Origin of the sequence: Pandoraea sp. CB10b_02 (assembly GCF_002216225.1) — a bacterium.
GTDB classification, from domain to species: Bacteria; Pseudomonadota; Gammaproteobacteria; order Burkholderiales; family Burkholderiaceae; genus Pandoraea; species Pandoraea nosoerga.
Genome location: NZ_NJGW02000030.1, coordinates 13,468 through 34,873, shown reverse-complemented (window position 1 = coordinate 34,873; position 21,406 = coordinate 13,468). Strand labels below are relative to the sequence as shown.

At 65.9% G+C, this 21,406-nt stretch carries 17 protein-coding genes; 7 read left to right on the top strand and 10 right to left on the bottom strand.

Going from position 1 to position 21,406, the window contains the following annotated elements; translation table 11 throughout:
* Positions 1-51 precede the first annotated feature (51 nt).
* Positions 52-1,383 carry an MATE family efflux transporter gene (locus tag CDN36_RS20955; RefSeq protein WP_287497776.1) on the bottom strand — a complete coding sequence of 444 codons (1,332 nt, stop codon included), beginning with the start codon at positions 1,381-1,383 and terminating at the stop codon, positions 52-54.
* A 366-nt stretch (positions 1,384-1,749) separates the two neighbouring features.
* Here CDN36_RS20955 and CDN36_RS20950 point away from each other — a divergent pair, with 366 nt between their 5' ends.
* From CDN36_RS20950 to CDN36_RS20930, 5 genes are all read left to right on the top strand, one after another.
* Positions 1,750-2,055 (top strand): hypothetical protein, encoded by a 306-nt coding sequence (locus tag CDN36_RS20950; RefSeq protein ID WP_244958219.1) that lies wholly within the window; start codon positions 1,750-1,752, stop codon positions 2,053-2,055.
* Between the two features lie 843 nt (positions 2,056-2,898).
* Positions 2,899-4,587 (top strand): aspartate-alanine antiporter, encoded by a 1,689-nt coding sequence (aspT, locus tag CDN36_RS20945; protein WP_287497775.1) that lies wholly within the window; start codon positions 2,899-2,901, stop codon positions 4,585-4,587.
* 113 nt (positions 4,588-4,700) lie between these two features.
* Entirely contained in the window at positions 4,701-6,386 is a 1,686-nt protein-coding gene (aspT, locus tag CDN36_RS20940; protein WP_287497774.1) for an aspartate-alanine antiporter, read from the top strand.
* Between the two features lie 116 nt (positions 6,387-6,502).
* Positions 6,503-8,116 carry a bifunctional aspartate transaminase/aspartate 4-decarboxylase gene (locus CDN36_RS20935; protein ID WP_150557291.1) on the top strand — a complete coding sequence of 538 codons (1,614 nt, stop codon included), beginning with the start codon at positions 6,503-6,505 and terminating at the stop codon, positions 8,114-8,116.
* Positions 8,117-8,602: 486 nt separating this feature from the next.
* On the top strand, positions 8,603-9,868 hold the full coding sequence (locus CDN36_RS20930; RefSeq protein WP_287497773.1) for a ShlB/FhaC/HecB family hemolysin secretion/activation protein: 1,266 nt from the start codon (positions 8,603-8,605) through the stop codon (positions 9,866-9,868).
* Here CDN36_RS20930 and CDN36_RS20925 read toward each other — a convergent pair.
* Positions 9,852-10,421, bottom strand: a complete 570-nt coding sequence (locus CDN36_RS20925; protein ID WP_287497772.1) for an SLOG cluster 4 domain-containing protein — start codon at positions 10,419-10,421, stop codon at positions 9,852-9,854. The two genes, CDN36_RS20930 and CDN36_RS20925, sit on opposite strands and share 17 nt — an antisense overlap.
* 269 nt (positions 10,422-10,690) lie before the next feature.
* Here CDN36_RS20925 and CDN36_RS20920 point away from each other — a divergent pair, with 269 nt between their 5' ends.
* Both CDN36_RS20920 and CDN36_RS20915 read left to right on the top strand, forming a co-directional pair.
* Positions 10,691-11,182 (top strand): hypothetical protein, encoded by a 492-nt coding sequence (locus tag CDN36_RS20920; protein WP_150557289.1) that lies wholly within the window; start codon positions 10,691-10,693, stop codon positions 11,180-11,182.
* A 340-nt stretch (positions 11,183-11,522) separates the two neighbouring features.
* Positions 11,523-12,371, top strand: coding sequence for an EamA family transporter (locus CDN36_RS20915; protein WP_287497771.1), 849 nt, complete (start codon positions 11,523-11,525; stop codon positions 12,369-12,371).
* A 154-nt stretch (positions 12,372-12,525) separates the two neighbouring features.
* Here CDN36_RS20915 and CDN36_RS20910 read toward each other — a convergent pair whose 3' ends face one another.
* The 8 genes from CDN36_RS20910 to CDN36_RS20875 all read right to left on the bottom strand — a co-directional run bounded on the left by CDN36_RS20910 (position 12,526) and on the right by CDN36_RS20875 (position 21,277).
* Entirely contained in the window at positions 12,526-12,759 is a 234-nt protein-coding gene (locus CDN36_RS20910) for a formate dehydrogenase subunit delta (protein WP_150557287.1), read from the bottom strand.
* A 222-nt stretch (positions 12,760-12,981) separates the two neighbouring features.
* Positions 12,982-15,846, bottom strand: a complete 2,865-nt coding sequence (gene fdhF, locus CDN36_RS20905; RefSeq protein WP_287497770.1) for a formate dehydrogenase subunit alpha — start codon at positions 15,844-15,846, stop codon at positions 12,982-12,984.
* A gap of 13 nt (positions 15,847-15,859) precedes the next feature.
* On the bottom strand, positions 15,860-17,458 hold the full coding sequence (locus CDN36_RS20900; protein ID WP_150557285.1) for a formate dehydrogenase beta subunit: 1,599 nt from the start codon (positions 17,456-17,458) through the stop codon (positions 15,860-15,862).
* Positions 17,455-17,922, bottom strand: a complete 468-nt coding sequence (locus CDN36_RS20895) for a formate dehydrogenase subunit gamma (RefSeq protein ID WP_150557284.1) — start codon at positions 17,920-17,922, stop codon at positions 17,455-17,457. The genes CDN36_RS20900 and CDN36_RS20895 overlap by 4 nt, the downstream gene beginning before the upstream one ends.
* A 668-nt stretch (positions 17,923-18,590) precedes the next feature.
* Positions 18,591-19,304, bottom strand: a complete 714-nt coding sequence (locus CDN36_RS20890; protein WP_039409675.1) for a GntR family transcriptional regulator — start codon at positions 19,302-19,304, stop codon at positions 18,591-18,593.
* A 29-nt stretch (positions 19,305-19,333) separates the two neighbouring features.
* Entirely contained in the window at positions 19,334-19,552 is a 219-nt protein-coding gene (locus CDN36_RS20885; RefSeq protein WP_150557283.1) for a hypothetical protein, read from the bottom strand.
* Positions 19,553-19,872: 320 nt separating this feature from the next.
* Positions 19,873-20,145, bottom strand: a complete 273-nt coding sequence (locus CDN36_RS20880; RefSeq protein ID WP_287497769.1) for a hypothetical protein — start codon at positions 20,143-20,145, stop codon at positions 19,873-19,875.
* A 118-nt stretch (positions 20,146-20,263) separates the two neighbouring features.
* Positions 20,264-21,277 (bottom strand): 2-dehydropantoate 2-reductase, encoded by a 1,014-nt coding sequence (locus tag CDN36_RS20875; protein ID WP_150557282.1) that lies wholly within the window; start codon positions 21,275-21,277, stop codon positions 20,264-20,266.
* Between the last annotated feature and the right edge of the window lie 129 nt (positions 21,278-21,406).

The window sequence follows — 21,406 nt, the reverse complement described above, 5'->3', positions numbered from 1 at the left end:
CCGTCGAGCGGCGCGGCAACGCCTGCCGGACGCCGCAGCGCCGCGCAGGCCTCAAGCGGTGCGAGGCGGTATGGCGCGCCAGATCCGTGGCAGCAACGCACCGAGCACGACGCCGCGCGTGGCGAGAAACGCCATGAGCGCCACCCACAGGCCGTGATTGCCCCACGCGTCGAGCGTGAAGGGCATCACCGCGCCGAACACCACCAATCCGATCAGCGAGGACACCAGCAGCTCGCGCGTGCGCGTCGCGCCGATGAATACCCCGTCGAGCTGGAAACACCACACGGCCACGATCGGCGAGAGGACGGCCCAAGGCAGGAACTCGCGCGCCGTCTCGCGCAGCACCGCCTGGTCGGTGAGCGTGTCGATGATCGCGCCGCCCGCCACGGCATATACGAGCGCGAATGCCACGGCGCAACCCAGCGCCCAGCCCAGCGACAGCCGGATCGCATGGAGCAGCGCATGGCGTTGCCGCGCGCCCACGTAGGCACCGACGAGCGCTTCGGCGGCGTGCGCGAAGCCGTCCAGACCGTAGGCCATGAACGTCTGGAAATTCAGGAGCAGCGCGTTGGCGGCGAGCGTGGTGTCGCCAAGGCGCGCGCCCACGCGTGCGAACCATGCAAAGGCGAGTTGCAGAAACAGCGTGCGCAGGAAGATGTCGAGGTTGAGCCGCAGCAGACGCCAGATCGCGCTGCGCTCGACGAGCGCGGCGAGGCGCAGCGGCGGCAAATGCGGGGTGCGCGCGGCCCACAGCAACCAGGCGCCGAGCGCGAAGCCCAGCACGTCGGCCAGCGCGGTGGCGGCCGCAATGCCGGCCACGCCCCAATCGAAGCCGCGCACGAACAGGAGCACCGCCGCGATGTTGACGAGATTGATGAATACCTGCACGGCGAGACCCTGCCGCACGCGTTGACACGCGAGCAGGTAGCCGAGCACGACGTAGTTGCCCAGCGCGAGCGGCGCGGCGAGGATGCGAATGCTCGCATATTCGCGCCCGAGCGCTTGCACCTGTTCGCTGCCGCCCAGCCACGACACGCCCAGCGCAATCAGCGGCGCGTGAAAGACGAGCAATACCGCGCCGATCGAGAACGCCAATGCCAGCGCGCGGGCAAGGGTGTCGCGCAACTGGACCGCGTCTCGCGCGCCGTATGCCTGCGCCGCGAGCCCGGTCGTGCCCATGCGCAGGAACGAAAAGCCCCAGAACAGCAAATTGAGAAGCAAGGCTCCGAGGGCGACGCCGCCGAGATAGGCGGGGCCCGGCAGATGGCCGGCGACCGCGGTGTCGACCGCCGAGAGCAGGGGCTGGGTGAGGTTGGCGAGCACGATGGGCACCGCCAGACGAAGCAATTGCCGGTGACCGGCGGCCGCGGGGGCAGGGTTCATGGACGTGAGCTGTGCGGCAGCCGGTCGTGGCGGCGCCGTCGGTATCCGCGCGCGGCGGCAGGTTGTGGGTGGGCCGATTATACGTCGCCGATGTCGCCACTGCCCGCACCGCCGCGCCACCGCGCCACCGCGGACCAGGCGTCGCGACGTTGCCCGCTGCGCGCGTGGCGTCCGAACGTTACAATGCATGCCTGTCCTGCCGCCTGCCAACGTCCTCGCATGTCGTCGCCGCCCCGATCCTTCTCCCGTTCCCTCTCCAGCGCCCTCTCCAGCGCCCTCTCCAACTCTCGCTTCCGTTCTCTCTTCCGCCCAGGCCCACGCCTTCCGGTCCTCGCCGCCGCACGTCGCCGCCATGCGCTGGCCGCGGTGCTGTGTCTGGCGAGCCTGCCGGTGTGGGCGGAGATCACGCTGCAGCGTGGGCCGCCGCCGCCGCGCTACGAAAACCCGCCCGCGGCGCCCAAGGGGCAGTTCTGGGTGCCGGGCTACTGGGAGTGGCGGGACGGCCGCTACGCGTGGGTCGACGGTCACATGGAGCCGAAGCGCCCCGGCATGCGCTTCACGCCGCCGCATTGGGACCAGACGGGCGATCACGAATGGACGCTGCGCGACGGTTCGTGGGAGCGCAGCGAGTGGGGGCCCGGCACGATCCACAACATTCACGCCCCGGAATAATCTCGCCCGAGCCGCGCCGCCACGATCGGCCGACGCGACATCCGACGCGACATCCAGCGCCATTCGTTGCCATGCACGACATGCCTGCGACATGGCGTCGCGCCCACACGTTGGTTTTTCATTCTCCACATGAAAAATGCCGCCTCGGGATGCGCCTTGCAAACGACGCCGCGTCAGTGCGTGCGCCCGTGCCCACCGTGCCCCACGAGCTTCCGCGTAAATTGATAAGCATACCGATACATGGAAAGGACGCGGGCGAATCTGTTGCGAGCGGACAAGGGTTATGGCGCGACATGTATTGACACTTCGGGAGCGTTGCACAACACTATGCGCACACTGCGTCGAAAGAGCGCGGAATGGTTGCAGATAACGTAATTTAAATTACTTGTGACGTGTAGTTGCACGAAGTTTTGCGTGCGGCGCATGTGCCGGATTGCGTTCGAAGCGACCAATGGGTATCGCCCGTGGCTGCCCGGGAGGAGGGGCGAAATCGACTGTCGAGCTGTCTCAACGTCTTGGGAGCCGCTATGATCACCGTACCCTTCGGCCTGAATGGCGCCATGGTTGTCGCGTCTTCGCCGGCCCGCATTTCATCGCTTTCACCGTTTTCACCGCTTTCACCGTTTTCATCGCTTTCACCGTTCGGCGACGCTGCGCCGCGACCCACGACCTGAGACCGGCGTTCACGGTCTGGTGTCTCCCTGAATCTGAAGTTTCTTCGACGCAGTAGAGTTCGTCGTCGCGACGTTCCGGCGCGCTTGCCTGTCAGGCCATTGGCCGCCGCCGCGAGCATTGCCAGTAAGGGCGGTCGACGAGCGCGCATGCCGTGCACCGGGAGCGTATATGCAATGTTCGGTTCCATTGTTCGATGCGGTGCCGTTGATCACCGTGTTCGTGTGCGTCGTCCTGGGGCAATGGCTGGGACGGCTCAGGCTCGGCCCCGTCCAGCTCGGCGGCGTGTGCGGTGCGCTGCTGGTGGCGCTGCTCGTCGGGCAGACGGGCTGCATGGTGGAGGGCTCTCTCAAGGACTTCGCGTTCGCGCTGTTCATTTTCGCCATGGGCTTTTCCGCCGGGCCGCAGTTCGTGGAAAACCTCAATCTGCGCGGCCTGCGCTTCGGCGTGCTGTCGATCATCGAAGTGGTGTTCGTGTTCGGCATCGTGATGCTTGCCGTAAACGTGCTGGGTCTCGATCCGGGCACGGCCGGGGGTCTCGCGGCGGGCGCGGCGACGGAGTCGGCCATGGTGGGCACGGCGATCGAGGCGCTCAACCGGCTGGGACTGGCGCCGCACGAATTTAAGGCGCTGCAGGCCAACGTGGTCACGGCCTATACGCTCACATACGTCTTCGGCCTCATCACCATCGTGCTCTTTACCAATCTGCTCGCGCCGCGCCTGCTGGGCATCGATCTCCGGCAGGACAGCGCACGCCTTGCACGCGAGATGGAAGACGAGAACGGTTCCGAGATCGGCGCGCCGGCTGCGCCGGATCTCGTGGGGCGCAGCTATCGCGTGGCGCATACCGGACTCACGGTCGCGGCGCTCGAAGCGGCGTTCGACGGCCGTGTGGCGGTTGAGCGCGTGCGGCGCCGGTCGGCGTCGGTGGCGATTGCGCAGTCCCTCACGCTAGAGCCGAAGGATGAAGTGCTGCTCGTCGGGCGTCGCGACGCCATGCTCGACGCGCACGCGCTCGTCGGCCCCGAAGTCGCCGGCACCGAGACGAACGAGATCGTGCTCGTCGAGCGCGACTTCGTGATGACCAACAAGCAGGCGGAAGGGCGAACCGTGGCCGACCTGCGTCGCGAGGCGCCCGTCGAATTGCGGCATGGCGTATTCGTGAAGTCGGTAAGGCGCATGGGCATGCAGTTGCCGTCGCTCAACAGAATTGCGCTGCAACGCGGCGACGTGATCACGCTGCAGGGGCTGCAAAGCGATGTGGATCGCGCGGGCGAAGTGCTCGGCAAGGCGGTGGCTTACGGCAACAAGACGAGTCTCGTGTTCGTCGGCCTCGCGCTCATCGTCGGGCTGTGCATCGGTCACCTGTCCGCGCGCATCGGCGGCGTGCCGATGACGCTCGGCTCCGGCGGCGGCGCGCTGCTCTCGGGGCTGGCGAGCGGGTGGCTGCTGTCGCACCGGCCGGCGTGGGGCACGTTCCCGCCCGCGGCCTATGAATTGCTCAAGGACCTGGGGCTAGCCGTGTTCGTGGTGTGCGTCGGCCTGTCGGCCGGGCCGCAGGCCGCCGTGTTGCTGCGCGAGCATGGGCTGGCCCTGCCGGTCGTGGGCATCTGCGTGTCGCTGATTCCGGCGCTGGTGTCGCTGTGGGTCGGCCACAAGCTGCTGCGCATCGAGGGCCCGATTCTCATCGGTGCGATTGCCGGTCAGCAGGCGAGTACGCCCGCGATCAGTGCCGTGGTGCAAACGGCGGACAGTGCATTGCCGGTCGTGGGTTACACGGTGACCTACGCCCTGTCCAACGTGCTGCTGCCGCTCATGGGGCCGGCGGTGGTGTTCGTCGCCCATCAGTTCTCGCGTTAGTCGTCGTCGCGCGCGAGCGCGAGCGCATCGGCCATGCCGGCCGAAGGCAGCCGAGCGTGGCCAGGTACGGCCAAGTGCGGCCGCCGGTTCCCCTTTTAGACGGAGGTTCTGCCGTGGAACTCGTGCATAACATTCTCAACCACGTCCCGGAGGTCGCGATCTTTCTGTCGCTGGCGCTCGGCTATGCGATCGGCGCGATCAAGTTCGGCTCGTTCCAGCTCGGTGGTGTCGGCGGCTCGCTGCTCGTTGCCGTAGTGGTCTCGCAGATCGGCATTTCGGTCGATGCCGGCGTGAAGAGCATCATGTTCGCGCTCTTCATCTACGCCGTGGGCTACGAGAGCGGGCCGCAGTTCTTCAGCTCGCTCTCGCGCAAGACGCTGCGCGAGATCGCGATGGCCGTGTTCCTTGCCGCCTCGGCGCTCGTTACCGTGCTCGTCTGCGCGAAGATCTTCGGCTTTGACCAGGGGCTCGCGGCCGGCGTTGCCGGGGGCGGCCTCACACAGTCGGCCATCATCGGCACGGCCGGCGACGCCATCGCTCGCCTCGGCCTGCCCGCCGACGAAGTCAAGCGCCTGCAGTCGGAAGTGGCCATCGGCTACGCCGTGACTTACATCTTCGGCAGCCTCGGCGCGATCATCGTGTGCGCCTCGCTCGTACCGAAGTTCATGGGCCGCTCCCTCAAGGACGACGCCAAGCGGGCCGAACTCGCGATGGCCGGCGGGCGCGCCGTGCTTGCCGCCGACCAGGTCGACTCGCTGCCCGCGCTGGTGGGCCGCGTCTATCGCGTCACGACGGGCGCCGGCCAACGCGTGGTGGACATCGAGAAGCAACTGACCGACGGTGTGACCATCGAGCGATTGCGCCGCAAGGGCAAGATCATCATCGCCACCGACGATCTGGTGCTCGAGGCGGGCGACGACGTCATGCTGATCGGCCGGCGCGAGGCTGCGACCGACGCCTGGCGGCTGCTCGGCGACGAGCAGCGCCCGTCGAGCGATCTCGACATTGCGCTGCGCATGCAGGACGTCGTGTTCGCGCGCAAGGGCGGCAACGGGAAGACGCTCGGCGAACTCAAGGCCGGCGTCGAGCGCGAGGTGAAGCACGGCGTGTACATCGCGAAGATCACCCGCATGGGGCAGCCGGTGCCCGTGCTCGACGACACCGTGGTGTATCACGGCGACGTCGTCACGCTGTACGGCGCCGACAGCGACGTGCAGCGCGCCGCCAAGGAGGCCGGCTATCCGGTCGCGTACTCGGTCAAGACCGACTACGTCTACATGGGCATCGGCATCGTCGTCGGGCTGCTCGTCGGCTATCTCGTGGTCAAGGTCGGCGGCATTCCGCTCACCCTCGGCAGCGGCGGCGGTGCGCTGCTCGCCGGCCTGGTCTTCGGATGGCTGCGCGGCAAACATCCGACCTTCGGCGCCATGCCGCTTGCCGCCAGCTCGTTGCTCAAGGAACTCGGGCTTGCCACGTTCGTGACGTGCGTCGGGCTCTCGGCGGGCGCGCAGGCATGGCAGACGCTGCAGCAAAGCGGGGTCTCGATCTTCGTCGCCGGAGTGATCGTCACGATCGTGCCGTTGCTGCTCACGTATGCGTTCGGCCGCTACGTGCTGCGCTACGACAACGTGGCCATTCTGGCCGGGGCGCTGTCCGGTTCGCGCAGCGCCAACCCGGCTTTCGGCGAAGTCCTCGACAAGGCCGAGAGCAACGTGCCGACGGTGCCGTTCGCGATCACCTATGCCATCGCCAACGTGCTGCTCACGTTGCTCGGCCCGCTCGTCGTTTCGCTCACCTAGTTCGTCGCGCTGCGCCCGCCTTCGCGCCGCGCGGCGCTTTCCGGTATTCGTCCGATCGCCCGTCGTTGCTTTCCCCGCAGACGGGGGCGTCATTGGTTGCTCATGGAGAAATCGCTATGAAATCGAAGGAACTCGATGCACTGGCCAAACTCAGCCCGTTCGAATTCAAGGACACGCTGATCGAACTCGCGCAGGAAAATGGCGCGCAGCACTCGATGCTCAACGCCGGGCGCGGCAACCCGAACTTCCTCGCGCTCGAGCCGCGCCACGGCTTCTTTCAGCTCGGACTCTTCGCGCTGTCGGAGGCATCGCGCCAGTTCACGTACATGCCCGAGGGCGTGGGCGGCATCCCGCCGGGCAAGGGCGTGGAGGCGCGCTGGCAGGACTTCGCGCGCGAGAACCAACAGGCGCGCGGCGTGAAGTTCCTGGAGATGGCGATCTCCTACGTTCGCGACCAGATGGGGCTCAACGTCGAGGACTTCCTCACCGAGATGGTTCAGGGCATTCTCGGTTGCAACTACCCGGTGCCCGATCGCATGCTGCGCAACACCGAGAAGATCGCGGCGAAGTATCTGCGGCGCGAGATGGTCGGCCGCCATCCATTTACGGGCAACTTCGACCTGTTCGCGGTCGAGGGGGGCACGGCGGCCATGACCTATCTCTTCAACACGCTCAAGACCAACCATCTGCTGCAGGCCGGCGACGCCATCGCGCTCGGCATGCCGATCTTTACGCCCTACATCGAGATTCCGGAACTGGCCGATTATCAGCTCCACGAGGTGAATCTGAACGCCGATCCGGCGCTCGGCTGGCAATACTCGAAGAAGGAGCTCGACAAGCTGCTCGACCCGAAGATCAAGGCGTTTTTCCTCGTCAATCCGAGCAATCCGCCTTCGGTCAAGCTCGATGACGCGTCGCTCGATCATCTGGCGGACATCGTCCGGAAGCGGCCCGATCTCATTCTCCTCACCGACGACGTGTACGGCACGTTCGCCGACGACTTCCGCTCGCTGTTTGCGATCGCGCCGTACAACACCATCCTCGTGTACTCGTACTCCAAGTACTTCGGCGCAACCGGCTGGCGTCTCGGGGTCATCGCCACGCACGAGAAGAACGTGTTCGACGACAAGATCGCGAAGTTGCCCAAAGCACAGCGCGAGGGGCTCAACGCCCGCTATGCCTCGATCACGACCGAGCCGGACAAGCTCAAGTTCATCGATCGCCTCGTTGCCGACAGCCGAGCCGTGGCGCTCAACCATACGGCGGGGCTGTCCACGCCGCAGCAAGTCCAGATGGCGCTTTTTTCGCTGTTCTGCCTGATGGACGAGCCGGACGCCTACAAGCACGCCGTCAAGCGCATCGTCCGGCGCCGCAAGGCCGCGATGTATCGCGCGGCGGGAATCACGGAGGCGTCCGGGCCGAATACGGTCGACTACTACAACATTCTGGATCTCGAGGTGCTGGGCACGCAGATCTACGGCAAGGGTTTCGTGGACTGGTTCATGAAGAACGTCGATCCCTCGGAAGTGCTGTTCCGTCTGGCCAAGGAAAGCGGCGTGGTGCTGCTGCCCGGCCGAGGCTTCGGCACGTTGCATCCGTCGGGGCGCGTGTCGCTCGCCAACCTCAACGAGCCCGATTACATCCAGATCGGCGCCACCGTGCGCAGGCTCATGGACGAGTACAACGAGCGCTACCTTGCCGGCGGCAGCAAGGGCGGCAAGAAGAAATGAGACGGAAGTGAGGCGGCGCGGGGAGTCGCGTCGCCCGACGATACGATGCCGCGAGCGCGGCGGCATCGGCTGGCCCCCCGTCGATCGCTCTCCATGGCGATCGAACGTTGCCCGGGACTGCGTCTCCCGGGCTTTTTTTTTTGTGATTTTGTCATGTGAAATGCCCGGATCCTGCCGGATCTTCCGCACCCCTGGCGTGTCTGTCGACTATCTGGAGCGCGCGCCGGGCCGCGGGCAAATAAAAATGCCCGCGCGAGGCGGGCGAAAATCACTACAGGGGAAGTCACGCATTAGGATCGGCAATCGGTCGAAAGAGTTCCCTCGGTTTCGTGACTGGCAGTGCGCAGTTCGATGGACGTAAAATATTCACTTGTCGCTACAACACCCTGTCGTGCCGGAAGCGGCGCACGAGGCGCAGCGGACGCAGCAGGCGGCTCAAGAGGCCGCGGCAAGGCAATCGCGCGGGGTGGCAATCTCGGGTGTCGAATGTTGGTAAAGCCGGTCGCGCGCAGCGGCCTTCTGCTGGCGGTGTGCCTTGTCGTGGGAGTCCCGCCGGGCGCGCATGCGCAGTCACTGTTCTCGGATCCCAATCCGCCATGTTTCACCGAACAGAACGCGGTGTCCTACGGTTTGTGGGATCGCGGGCTTGCGCCGCAATATTTCGCGCCGCCGCCACCGCCGCCCGAGCCTGCCACGGCCCAGGACCCTGACGCGGCGGCGGATCCCATCGCGCTCTTCGCGGGCGCCGACCCGAATGCGGGCGCCCAAGCGGTCGATCGCGAGGCCGCGCAGCGCGCGGCTGCAGCCTCTGGCGCTACCGCCGGGGTGGCAGATGGCGCCGCGCCGCTCCCTTCGCTTCCTTCACCCTCGCTTGCCGCTGCGGACTTCGCCGTCTCGCCCGAGCTGAGCGCGGACGGGACCGCGATTTCGGCAGTCGACATCGACGCACCCGTGGCGGCGCCGGACACGGCTGCCCAGGCGCCCGCCCCGGACGTCGCGCCGCCGAACGCCTTCCTCGCGCGCGCCTCGTGCCTGCGCGGCCTGCCGCGCCACGAGAGTCTGGCAGATCGCAACATCCGCATGCTCATGCGCCGCGGCCTCGTGATGCGCGACGAGCAACTGCCGTTCGTCGTCACGCGCAGTCGCACGCCGGGCGAGGGGGCGGTCGGGCTTCAGGTGCTCAACGAGCGGCCGTATCAGTTCAACGTCGGGGTCAACAACAGCGGGATGACGACCACCGGCAAGATGCAGGGCACGGCGAACCTGCTGATGAACAACCCGCTTGGCATGTCCGGCAGGTTCAATACCACGCTGAGTCAGGATCTGCAGAACGCCCGACACGATGCAACCAACCGTGACCTGATCGCGAGCTATTCGGTGCCGATCGACGCCGAGTGGACTGTGGGCATCACGGGCAAGACGAACGCGGCGACGGACCAGCTCGCTTCGGCGACCACGCAGACGCAAACGCTGCAGTGGCGCGTGCGGCGCGCCTTCGACTTCACGCCGAACGGGTCGACCGGGATCGAGTTGCGCTACAACCGCAGCCGCACCGAGGATCCGAACGCGATTCACACCTACGACAGCTACGCCGAAGTGGGCCTGAGCCATACGCACTATCTGGGCACGTCGAAGCTCGATCTGTCCGTGATGCAGCGGCTCAACGCGCCGTGGATGCCGGCGTCGAGCGGCCCGCCGGGCTGGTCCTACCGCTTCCAGTCGATCGACGCGAAGCTCACCGTGCCGTTCTGACGAACGCCATCACGGTGTCGAGAGACACCGTTCTCACGAGCGCGGCGGGCATCAGCGCGAAGTGCTCGTTCTCCCCGAAGAGAATGATGGGCTTGCCGTAACGCACGGCGAGCCCGACTTCGTCACGGGTGCCGTGGTTGCCGGGCAGCGCCACGATGACATCGCTCGACAGCACGTTGATGTGATTGCGCGAGAGGGTGCCCGGCGGTGCATCGGGCAGATGGCGCGAGAGCGGGCTGACGATGGGCACCTCGACGAAGGGATTCGGATAACCGGGCAGCGGGTGGTATGTCTCGCTTGTACCGCCATTGCCGCCATCGATCGTCACGGCCTCGGTCGGCACGATACCGATGCTGCGCCCGGCGCGCCCGGGCACCGCGCAGAAAGCTTCGCTCACGCTCGTCATCACGCCGCCGCCGCCACCGGTGAGCAAGTGAAAGCCGCCCAGGGCGAGCGCGCGACCGAGCGGCACGGCGAGTTCGGTCCATGGCTGCTTGCCGGAGCCCATGACGCCAACGGTCTTGATACGCGCGGGAGGGGAGGATTGGGGCATGATGGCCGGTAGATGGTGAGCGCTGCCGATGATATCCGAAATTGACGCGAATCGCGTCGGCGCATCGGGCGCAAAAAAAACCCGCCGGGTCGGCGGGTGAGGAAGCAGGCCTCCCACGGGGAAGTGAAAGCCTGATCTCGCGAGGTGTTTGCGAGACCCGTGTAGTATCGTGATGCGGACGTCTGTTGGCTATGGGTCAAGTCCTAAAGTGCGTGTAAGACGCTTTCCAATTCCGTCTCGCAACCTTTCCTACGCGCAGGGGCCTTCCGATGACCGAACCCACCGAACCCACCGAGACCACACCCGCCGGCGCCGCCCAGATCGCCGCCATGCAGGCGTTGCGCGCCGCGTTGCTGGCGCAGCACAAGGTGCTGATCGCCAACGACCGTCAGCAATACGAAGCAGTGTTCGGTCCCGTGCCGACCGGCCGCTTCGTCCAACTGCTCACCGAAGACCCATGGTTCCGCTGGCTCGACCCGCTCTCGCGGCTGATCGTCGCAATCGACGAGTGGTTCGAGCAGACGCCGCCGACCGAGGCGGGCGGCATCGCGCTGGCCGACATGGCCGCAACACTCTTTCGCCATACCGACGCCGAATTCGGCGAACGCTACCGGCTGGCGTTGCAGCAGGCGCCGGACATCGTGCTCGGCCAAAGCCGTGTATTGGCCGTGCTGCGCGACGTGCCGCAGTCGGCGGCTTCGCCCTCCGCATCCGTCGAGCAGGAGCCCGATGCGTCGGCGAACGAGGAAGGCGGCGCTTGAGCAGGGCGGGCGCAGACCGTCAAGCCGAATATTTGTTCCTGGGCTGATCGTTTTTTGGGCAATGCTCTTGACATCCCCGGTCTACGGGGCGTTCGAGCAGGCGGTGACAGGTTATCCAGTGGGTTATCCACAAAGGGTGTGGACAACTTTCGAGGCCGGCGCGCGACGGGCTGCAGAATAGGGCACCGGCGCGTATTTCGTTGCCCGACATAGCGCACGTCCGTTTCGTCAGAAGCACCGGAGTCGTCTGGCCCTGTGGGAATCGCGGGCGTTGGCCCTATGGCAACGCGACGTGCGCTGCCACAATGAGGGCTTTGCCCGCGCTTGACGCATCGCTTTCATGACCACCACGCCCATCGTGCTGCTGGTGCTGCTTTCGGCACTGATGCACGCTACCTGGAACGCTTTTCTTCACGCCAGTCCCGACCGGGTGTGGCAAGTCGGCATGATGGCCGTGCCGCAGTTGTTCGCGGCGCTCGTGGGCATCGTGCTCTTGCCCCTGCCGCCCGTGCAGGTCTGGCCGCTCGTGCTGCTCTCGGCGTGTGCGCAGGTGGCCTACACGGCGGCGCTCATCCGCGCGTATCGGGTCGGGGAGTTCGGCCAGATCTATCCCATCGCCCGGGGCATTTCGCCGCTGCTGATCTCGGGGGCGGCCCTGCTGCTCGCCGGCGAGTGGCCCACAGGGACCGCGACGATCGGCATCGTCGGCATCTGCGCTGGCATTCTCACGCTCGCGCTGCGCGGCCGACGCCTGTCTGGCGACAGTGTGCCGGCGGCGTTGCTCACCGGCGTATTCATCGCCGCTTACACGATCGTCGACGGCTTCGGCGTGCGTCTGTCGAACGGCAACGGTTTCGGCTATATCGCCTGGGCCTATCTGTTTGCGAGCGTGCCGCTGGTGGGCGCGGTCTGGGCCCTGCGTGGCGGCTCGCGCGGCATGTTTCTCGCCGGGCGGCGTCGCGTCACACAGGCGCTGGGCGCCGGCGTCGTCGCGCAATGCGCCTATGGCATGGTCGTCTTCGCGCTGCAATTCCTGCCAATGGGGGTGGTCTCGGCTCTGCGCGAGTCGAGCGCCATTTTCGCCGTGCTGCTGGGGTGGCTGTTCCTGGGGGAAAAGCTCAACGCCCGGCGGCTGGCGGCATGCGCTCTCGTGGTGGGCGGCGCGGTGCTGATCAAGCTCGGCGCCTGAGAGGCGCCCGAACCGTGACTGGGCAGCGCGCACGCGCCACCCCGGCGGGGAGGCTGGAAGACCGAGGAAGCGCCGTGCAAGGCGAGCGGGGCCGGCGAAGCGCGCCGCCGGGACGCGCGCCGCCTTGCCCGTCGCGTGGACTTGCCGGCGGGCGTCAGCCGCGCGGCCAGAGCTCGGCGCGATGCGCCGTGATCGCGGCGACGACGATTTCGCGCATGCCGTGCCCGTCGGTCGCTTCGAGGTGTTCGAGAATCGTCATGCGCATGCGCGGCGCCCAGAAGCGGCGCAGATGTCCGGCAATGCTCTCGAGCGCTTCCTTGCGGTCGGGCATCGTCTCGAAGAAGTCCCCGATCTGATTGGCCATCTTGACCAGATTGTCGGTGTCCATGATCTTTCCTGTCCCCTGTCGTAGTGCTTTGTCGGTGTGCTTCGATGCTTCGCGTGGCCAATCTCGCGTCCGCCGCACCGTCTGCTGGCAATCGACGGTGAAGCCCGCCGGGCTGTCCGGCGCCGGACGCGGATTGTCCGTCGCCCCGCGCCGCCCCGCAATGTTGCGCAGGGCGGCGCGCGTTCCTCCTTTACTGCCGCCGCTGCCGCGGCAGCGGCGCGATCACGTCGTGCCGGCCTCGGCCGTGTTGTGCGCGTGGGCGAGCAGCGCTTCTTGCTGACGATTGAAGTCCGAGTACTGCCGCTGCCACTCCGACGGCTGCGCGACAGGCGTGACCTGCACGGCCGTCACCTTGTACTCGGGGCAGTTCGTTGCCCAGTCCGAGTTGTCGGTGGTGATCACGTTCGCGCCGGACTCCGGGAAGTGGAACGTGGTGTACACCACGCCCGGCTGCACGCGCTCGCTCACGATGGCGCGCAGCACCGTCTCGCCGGCGCGGCTCTCGATGCCGACCCAATCGCCGTCCTTGATGCCGCGTTCGTCGGCATCATGCGGATGGATCTCGAGCCGGTCCTCGCTGTGCCAGTAGACGTTGTCCGTGCGGCGCGTCTGGGCGCCGACGTTGTACTGCGACAGAATCCGTCCGGTCGTGAGGATGAGCGGGAAGCGGCGCGTGACCTTCTCGTCCGTCGGCACATATTGCGTGATCAGGAACTTGCCCTTGCCGCGCACGAATTCGTCGATGTGCATGACTGGCGTGCCTTCGGGCGCCGCTTCGTTGCACGGCCACTGCACGCTGCCCAGGCGATCGAGTTTCTCGTAGCTCACGCCGGCGAACGTCGGCGTGAGACGCGCGATCTCGTCCATGATCTCCGACGGGTGCGAGTAGTTCATCTCGTAGCCCAGACGCCTGGCGAGCTGGATCGTCACTTCCCAGTCGGCGTAGCCGGCGCGCGGCGGCATGACCTGACGCACGCGCGAGATGCGGCGCTCGGCGTTGGTGAACGTGCCGTCCTTTTCGAGGAACGACGAGCCCGGCAGCAGTACGTGCGCGTACTTCGCGGTCTCGTTGAGGAAGATGTCCTGCACCACGATGCACTCCATCTGCTCGAGCGCATGCGTCACATGTTGCGTGTTCGGGTCCGACTGCACGATGTCTTCGCCCTGGCAGTACAGGCCCATGAAGGTGCCCGCGAGCGCCGCGTCGAACATGTTCGGGATGCGCAGGCCGGGTTCGGGCTGCAGCGTCACGCCCCATTCGGCTTCGAACAGCGCGCGCGCGGTCGAGTCCGACACATGGCGATAGCCCGGCAGTTCGTGCGGGAACGCGCCCATGTCGCACGAACCCTGCACATTGTTCTGGCCGCGCAGCGGATTCACGCCCACGCCTTCGCGACCGATGTTGCCGGTGAGCATGGCCAGGTTGGCGATGCCGATCACGGTGGTCGAGCCCTGCGCATGCTCGGTCACGCCGAGGCCGTAATAGATCGCAGCGTTGCCGCCGGTGGCGTACAGCCGCGCCGCGCTGCGCACGAGGTGCGCCGGCACGCCGGTGTGCGCTTCGGTGGCTTCCGGGGAGTTCTCGGCGCGGGCGATGAAATCGCGCCATTCCCGGAACGCCCGGTCTTCGCAGCGCTCGGCGATGAACTCGCTGGCCATCAGCCCTTCGGTGACGATCACGTGCGCGAGCGCATTGATCATCGCCACGTTGGTGCCCGGGCGCAGTTGCAGGTGATAGTCGGCGTGGATGTGCGGACTCTTCACCAGATCGATGCGGCGCGGATCGATCACGATCAGCTTCGCGCCCTGGCGCAGGCGCTTTTTCATGCGCGAGCCAAACACCGGATGGCCGTCGGTCGGGTTGGCGCCCATCACGAGGATCACGTCCGACTTCTCGATCGACTTGAACGTCTGCGTGCCGGCCGATTCACCGAGCGTCTGCTTGAGCCCGTAGCCGGTCGGCGAATGGCAAACGCGCGCGCAGGTATCCACGTTGTTGTTGCCGAACGCCGCGCGCACGAGCTTCTGCACCAGATAGTCTTCCTCGTTCGTGCAACGCGAGGACACGAGAGCGCCGATCGAGTCGCGACCGTACTTGGCCTGAATGCGCTTGAATTCCGACGCCGCGTAGTCCAGCGCCTCGTCCCACGACACTTCCTGCCACGGGTCGGTGATCTTCTTGCGGATCTTCGGCGTGAGAATGCGGTCCTTGTGCGTGGCGTAACCCCACGCGAAGCGGCCCTTCACGCAGGCGTGGCCTTCGTTGGCCTGACCGTCCTTGTGCGGCACCATGCGCACGACCTCGTTGCCCTTCATCTCGGCCTTGAACGAGCAGCCCACGCCGCAGTAGGCGCAGGTGGTGATCTTGGCGTGCTCTGCCTGGCCGAGATGGATGACCGACTTTTCCTGCAGCGTTGCCGTGGGGCACGCGGCCACGCACGCGCCGCACGAGACGCACTCCGAGTCCATGAACGGCTGGTCCTGACCGGCCGAGACGCGCGCTTCGAAGCCGCGCCCCGAGATCGTGAGCGCGAACGTGCCCTGCGTTTCCTCGCAGGCGCGCACGCACCGGTTGCAAACGATGCACTTCGAGGCGTCGTAGGTGAAGTACGGGTTCGACTCGTCCTTTTCGCTGTCGAAGTGATTCGCGCCGTCGAAGCCGTAGCGCACCTCGCGCAGGCCCGTCACGCCGGCCATGTCCTGCAGTTCGCAGTCGCCGTTGGCCGCGCACGTCAGACAGTCGAGCGGGTGATCGGAGATGTAGAGCTCCATCACACCCTTGCGCAACTCCTGCAACTTCGGCGTTTGCGTGCGTACCTTCATGCCGGGCTCGACCGGCGTGGTGCACGACGCGGGAAAGCCGCGGCGACCTTCGATCTCGACCAGGCAAAGGCGGCACGAACCGAACGGCTCGAGCGAATCGGTGGCGCACAGCTTGGGCACGTTCACGCCGCTTTCGGCCGCGGCGCGCATGATCGACGTGCCCGCGGGCACGGTGATCTGCTCGCCCTCGATCTCCAGCGTGACTTCCTGCGCCGATTCGCGGCGCGGCGTGCCGTAGTCCTTCTCAAACATCGGGTCCATCATGATGGGCGGTCTCCTAGGCGGCCTTGGTCGGCAGGTTCGACGGTTCGGCCGCGCCGAAGTCTTCGGGGAAATGGTTGAGCGCCGAGAGCACGGGGTAGGGCGTCATGCCGCCCATCGCGCACAACGAACCGGCGAGCATGGTGTCGCACAGGTCGCGCAGCAGCTTGATTTGCTTGGGACGGTCGCGCCCGTCGATGATCTTGTCCATCACTTCGACGCCGCGCGTCGAGCCAATGCGGCAAGGCGTGCACTTGCCGCACGATTCGATGGTGCAGAACTCCATTGCATAGCGCGCGAGCTTCGCCAGATCGACGGTGTCGTCGTGCGCCACGATGCCGCCGTGGCCGAGCACCGCCCACAGCGCCGCGAAGGCCTCGTAATCGAGCGGCGTATCCCATTGTGATTCGGGCAGGTACGAGCCGAGCGGGCCGCCGACTTGCACGGCGCGCAGCGGGCGGCCCGTCATGGCGCCGCCGCCGTAGTCGTACAGGATTTCGCGCAGCGTCACGCCGAAGGCCTTCTCGATCAGGCCGCCGTACTTGATGTTGCCCGCGAGCTGAATCGGCAGCGTGCCGCGCGAGCGGCCCATGCCGAAGTTCTTGTAGAACTCGGCGCCGCGATCCATGATGATCGGCACCGAGGCGAGCGAGATCACGTTGTTGATGACCGTCGGCTTTCCGAACAGCCCCTCGATGGCAGGCAGCGGCGGCTTGGCGCGCACCACGCCGCGCTTGCCTTCGAGGCTCTCGAGCAGCGCCGTTTCTTCGCCGCAGACGTATGCGCCCGCGGCCTTGCGCACTTCGAGATGAAACGTCTTGCCCGAGCCGAGAATGTTCTCGCCGAGATAGCCGGCCCGGATGGCGTTGGCGATCGCTTCGTTGAGCACGTCGATGGAGTGAGGGTATTCGCTGCGCACGTAGATGTAGCCGCGCGTGGCGCCTACGGCGATGCCCGCGATCGTCATGCCCTCGACGAGGACGAGCGGGTCGCCCTCCATCAGCATGCGGTCGGCAAACGTGCCCGAATCGCCTTCGTCAGCGTTGCACACGATGTACTTTTGCGCCGCCGGCGTATTCAGCACCGTCTTCCATTTGATGCCCGTCGGAAACGCCGCACCGCCGCGCCCGCGCAGGCCAGATTCGGTCACTTGCGCGACGATGGCCGCGCCGTCCATGCCGAGCGCGTTGCGCAGGCCGCGATAGCCCGCGTGCGCGACGTAGTCATCGACCGAGACGGGGTCGGTCACACCCACGCGGGCAAACGTCAGTCGCTCCTGCTTCTTGAAATACGGAATCTCTTCGGTCAGGCCGAGCGCGAGCGGGTGGTCGCCGCCGGCGGTGAAGTTCGCGTCGAACAGGCCGGGGACGTCGTCGACGTCGACAGGGCCGTAGGCCACGCGGCCGGCAGGCGTAGCGACTTCGAGCAGTGGCTCGAGCCACAGCATGCCGCGCGTGCCGTTGCGCACGAGTTCGATGTCGATGCCGCGCCGTGCCGCTTGCGCGACGATGGCGGCGGCAACATCATCGGCGCCCAGCGCGAGGGCGGCCGAGTCGCGCGGCAGGTACAGTCGCACCGTGCCCGGCGTTTTGGCGGAGTGGGCGGTTTGGCTCATACGGCTTCCTTGGCGCGGGCGACCAGGCGGTCGAATTTCTCGGGGGTGACGCGCGCGTGCAGCTTGTCGTCGATGGTAATGGCAGGCGAGGTGGCGCACTGGCCGAGGCAGTACACCGGTTCGAGGGCGACGTCACCGCCGTGCGCGTGCATCGCGCAGCCGAGCACGCGTTGCGCATGCGCGAGCAGTGCGTCGGCGCCCATGCTCTGGCACGCCTCGGCGCGACAGATCTGCACGACGTGACGCGGCGGCGGGCTGGTGCGGAAGTGGTGATAGAACGTGATCACGCCATGGACTTCGGCGCGAGAAAGGTTGAGGGCGTTGGCGATGACGGGGACGGCTTCCGGGGGTACGTAGCCGAAGGCGTCCTGAACGTCGTGGAGGATCGGCAGCAGGGGACCTTCCTGAGCCGAATGAGCGTCCAGAATCGCCTGCACCGTCGCGACGGAAAAAGCCTCGCGCATGGCTGATGTCTCCTGTGCGGCGCACTGTGGGGACTGCGCGCCTGAGGGTGTGGTTATGTTGTTGTCCTGCCCCAGGGGCGGGAAACCCATTTGTCACATCCGGCGACGCTGCTCGGGTCTAGCGATCAGCGCGGCGCCGGACGAGCGTGCGGCACATAGCCCCCACCATATGCCGCACGGGCTCGGTTTCCCGCCCCGTTTGCTTACTTCCTCAACCAGCGAACCGGAAAAGCCCGGTTCGAATCCTGCTGCGACCCACACGCCCTTTGGGTGACGGACGGGGCGCCCGGTGCGTCCTTCAGTTCGGTGGCCGGGTGGCGAGCCGCCGTGATCTGCAGGACTCCGTATGTGAAACACGATATATCATATACGGTATACGTGCAATAGCGCCGAACGTGGTTTGGCAGCCTCGTTTACCCGCATTGGGAGAGAAATGGCGGCTCGCACGGAACGTGGGCCCAAATCCCGCGGTGAGGGGCGGGCGCTGGGACGTGGGACGTAGAGGCGAGGGCGGAGGGGGAGAAAGGGGCGGTAGGAGCCGGTAGGAGCCGGTAGGAGCCGGGACAAAACAAAGGCCGGTGACATCCCGATGTCACCGGCCCCTTCTTTCCGATGCTACGCGCGAACGGATACCCCGGGTATGCCGGATACGCCGCGCACGCGTCCGATTATTCGAGGAAGTCGCAGTGCTCTTCGACGAAGGCAGCCAGGCCCAGCGTGTGATCGCGCGCCAGCTTTTCGGCAAGCTCCGTGTCGCGCTTTTCCAGCGCGGTGATGATCTTCAGGTGATCGACGATCGAGCGGGCGGCCCGGTCGTTCTGGGCGATCGTCACCTTGCGGATGGCGCGCACATGAATGAACAGATTCTTGATCGTGTTGGCGATCGCCTGCGACCCGCCGAGATTGATCAGCGCCTGATGGAAGTCGATATTCGCATCGGAATACTCTTCGATGTGATCGGTCGGTGGTGCGTTGACGAACTCGTCGAACAGATGACGCAGCTTGGCGATCTCTTCATCGCTCGCATGCAACGTGGCCAGTCGTGCGGACATCCCTTCGAGGGCGGCCCACATCTGAATCATCTCGACGATCTCACGCTTCGTCTTGCGGATGATGAAGATGCCCCGGCGCGGCACCGTGCGCAAAAAGCCTTCCTGTTCCAGCAGGGTCATGGCTTCGCGAATCGGCGTGCGCGAAACGCCAAGCACCTGGATGAGCTGACGCTCGTCCAGGCGAATCTCTTCCTTCTGGTTATAGATGTCGGCGTCGGCGATGGCTTTTTTCAGCAGCGCATACGCCTGATTGCGAAAACTCGTGGTGGTGTCGATCGGCTCCAGCGCGAGCGGAGTCACGCGCGCCGGAGTTGGGGTGATCAGGGACATGCAATAGTCTCCTAGGTATTACGGCCCCGTCAGAGGCGCAATGCTTGCTGCCCCACGATGGTTGCCGGCTTGGTGACGAGTTTACCCGATTCGTTTGCCTGCGTGGTTTCCGCCAGATACGCGTAACGGCCGTTCTTCTCGGCCTTTTCGAGCACCGAAGCGGGCAGGGCGACGAAGAGGTGAACCATCGCGACCCCGGCGGCAAGGGCAGAAGCAAGGGCGATCAAAGTAAGCGCAGCGACGAGCATGATGACACTCCTGATAAACGTTGACAGATTGAAATGTGGGGGAGAACTTGCTTTGCATTGTATGTCGCGCCGCAGCAAGTCTCAAGATATACCACATACCGCATATCAAAATTCATCATTTTTCGGGACGTTTTTTACGCCCCCATGCCGGTCGGCTGCCCGGATTTGTCTCTTTTTCCGATAGTGCTGCGTCGATCAATGATGGCGATGAACCTCCTCGAATGTCCGTCCAGCTTGCATTGATGCAGATTTCGGGACGCCGGTCGCGCATGCGATTTGCGGCACGTTCGGCGATGCCTACGGGGTACGGCAAAAGCGGGTTATTGCGTTGCCGCGAAACCACAGCCGACGGCGCCAAAGGCCGCAGCGTGGACGCGGTTCGCCGACAAGAAACCGGCGGTGTCCGGCAGCGTCGCGATCGGCGAAGTGACGGGCCGGATAGCGAAAACGACGGCGCTGCGACGATCTGCCGCCTGTTCGCGCCGCGCCTTCGCACGCTGCCTATATATATAGTGCGCCGTGGCGGGGAGACCTTGCGGCGCCCCCGCCACGGCGCCTGGCGCGCACGGCTTGCCATCGTGATGGCGCCTCATGATGGCGCCTCATGATGGCGCCTCGTGATGGCGCTTCGTGATGCCGGTGACGCCTGCGATGCTCGCGACGCTGGTGATGCTCGGGGCGTTGGACGCCCGTCGCGCCGCGCTGATGTCGTTATGCCGCTTTCGCGAGCCGTGCCTGGGCGGCGGCGACGGCTTCGGGCTGCGTCATGAATTCGCGCTGCTTGACGAGCGCGAGAACGACATCGAGCGTGGGGGTCGGCACGTTGGCAAGGCGCCCCATTTCCTGCACGACCGTGACGAGCGGGTCGATTTCCATGGCGCGGCCGCGCTCGAGATCCTGCAGCATCGACGTCTTGTGGGCGCCCACGGCGCCAGCGCCGTTGATGCGACGCTCGACATCCACGCGGAAGTGCACCCCGAACTTGTCGCCGATCGCCTTGGCCTCGAGCATCATGGCGCGCGCGACGGCCCGCGTGCCCGGATCGCTCGCGATGATGTCGAGCGTGCCGTGCGTGAGCGCCGAGATCGGGTTGAAGCAGAGGTTGCCCCAGAGCTTGAGCCAGATCTCGTCGCGGATATTCTCGCGAATCGGCGCGTCGAGCCCGCCTTCGATCATGAGCTTCGAGAGTTTTTCCACGCGCTCCGTGCGCTCGCCGCTGGCTTCGCCGAGCGGGAACTTGTTGCCGTAGACGTGTTGGATCACGCCAGGCGCCACGACCTCGGTGGCCGGGTAGACCACGCAGCCGATAGCGCGCTCGGGACCGAGTTCGCGCCACTGGCGGCCATTCGGATCGATGCTCTCGAGCGTGCTGCCTTCGAGTGCGCCGCCGTGCTTGTAGAAGTACCAGTAGGGGATGCCGTTCACGGCAGTGACGACCGCGGTGTCCGGGCCGAGCAGCGGCTGCATCGCGTCGAGCACCGATGGCACCGAGTGCGCCTTGAGCGCAATGATCACGTAGTCTTGCGGGCCGAGCTCGCGCGGGTCGTCCGTGCAGCGCAGTTGCGCCACGCGTTCCTCGCCGTCGATGAGCAGCTTGAGTCCGTTCTCGCGCATGGCGGCAAGGTGCGGGCCGCGCGCCACCAGACTGACATCGGCCCCGGCGCGCGCAAGCTGCACGCCGAGATAGCCACCGATGGCCCCAGCGCCATAGATGCAAATCTTCATGAAGTCTCTCCCTCCAATGGTCAATCGAAACCCGGATCGTTATTTATTCTTCTAATACCAAATGTTGTATATCGTATATCACAACCTATCCCACGCCAAGCATTCCAGGACCGGATGCCGTCATGGTTT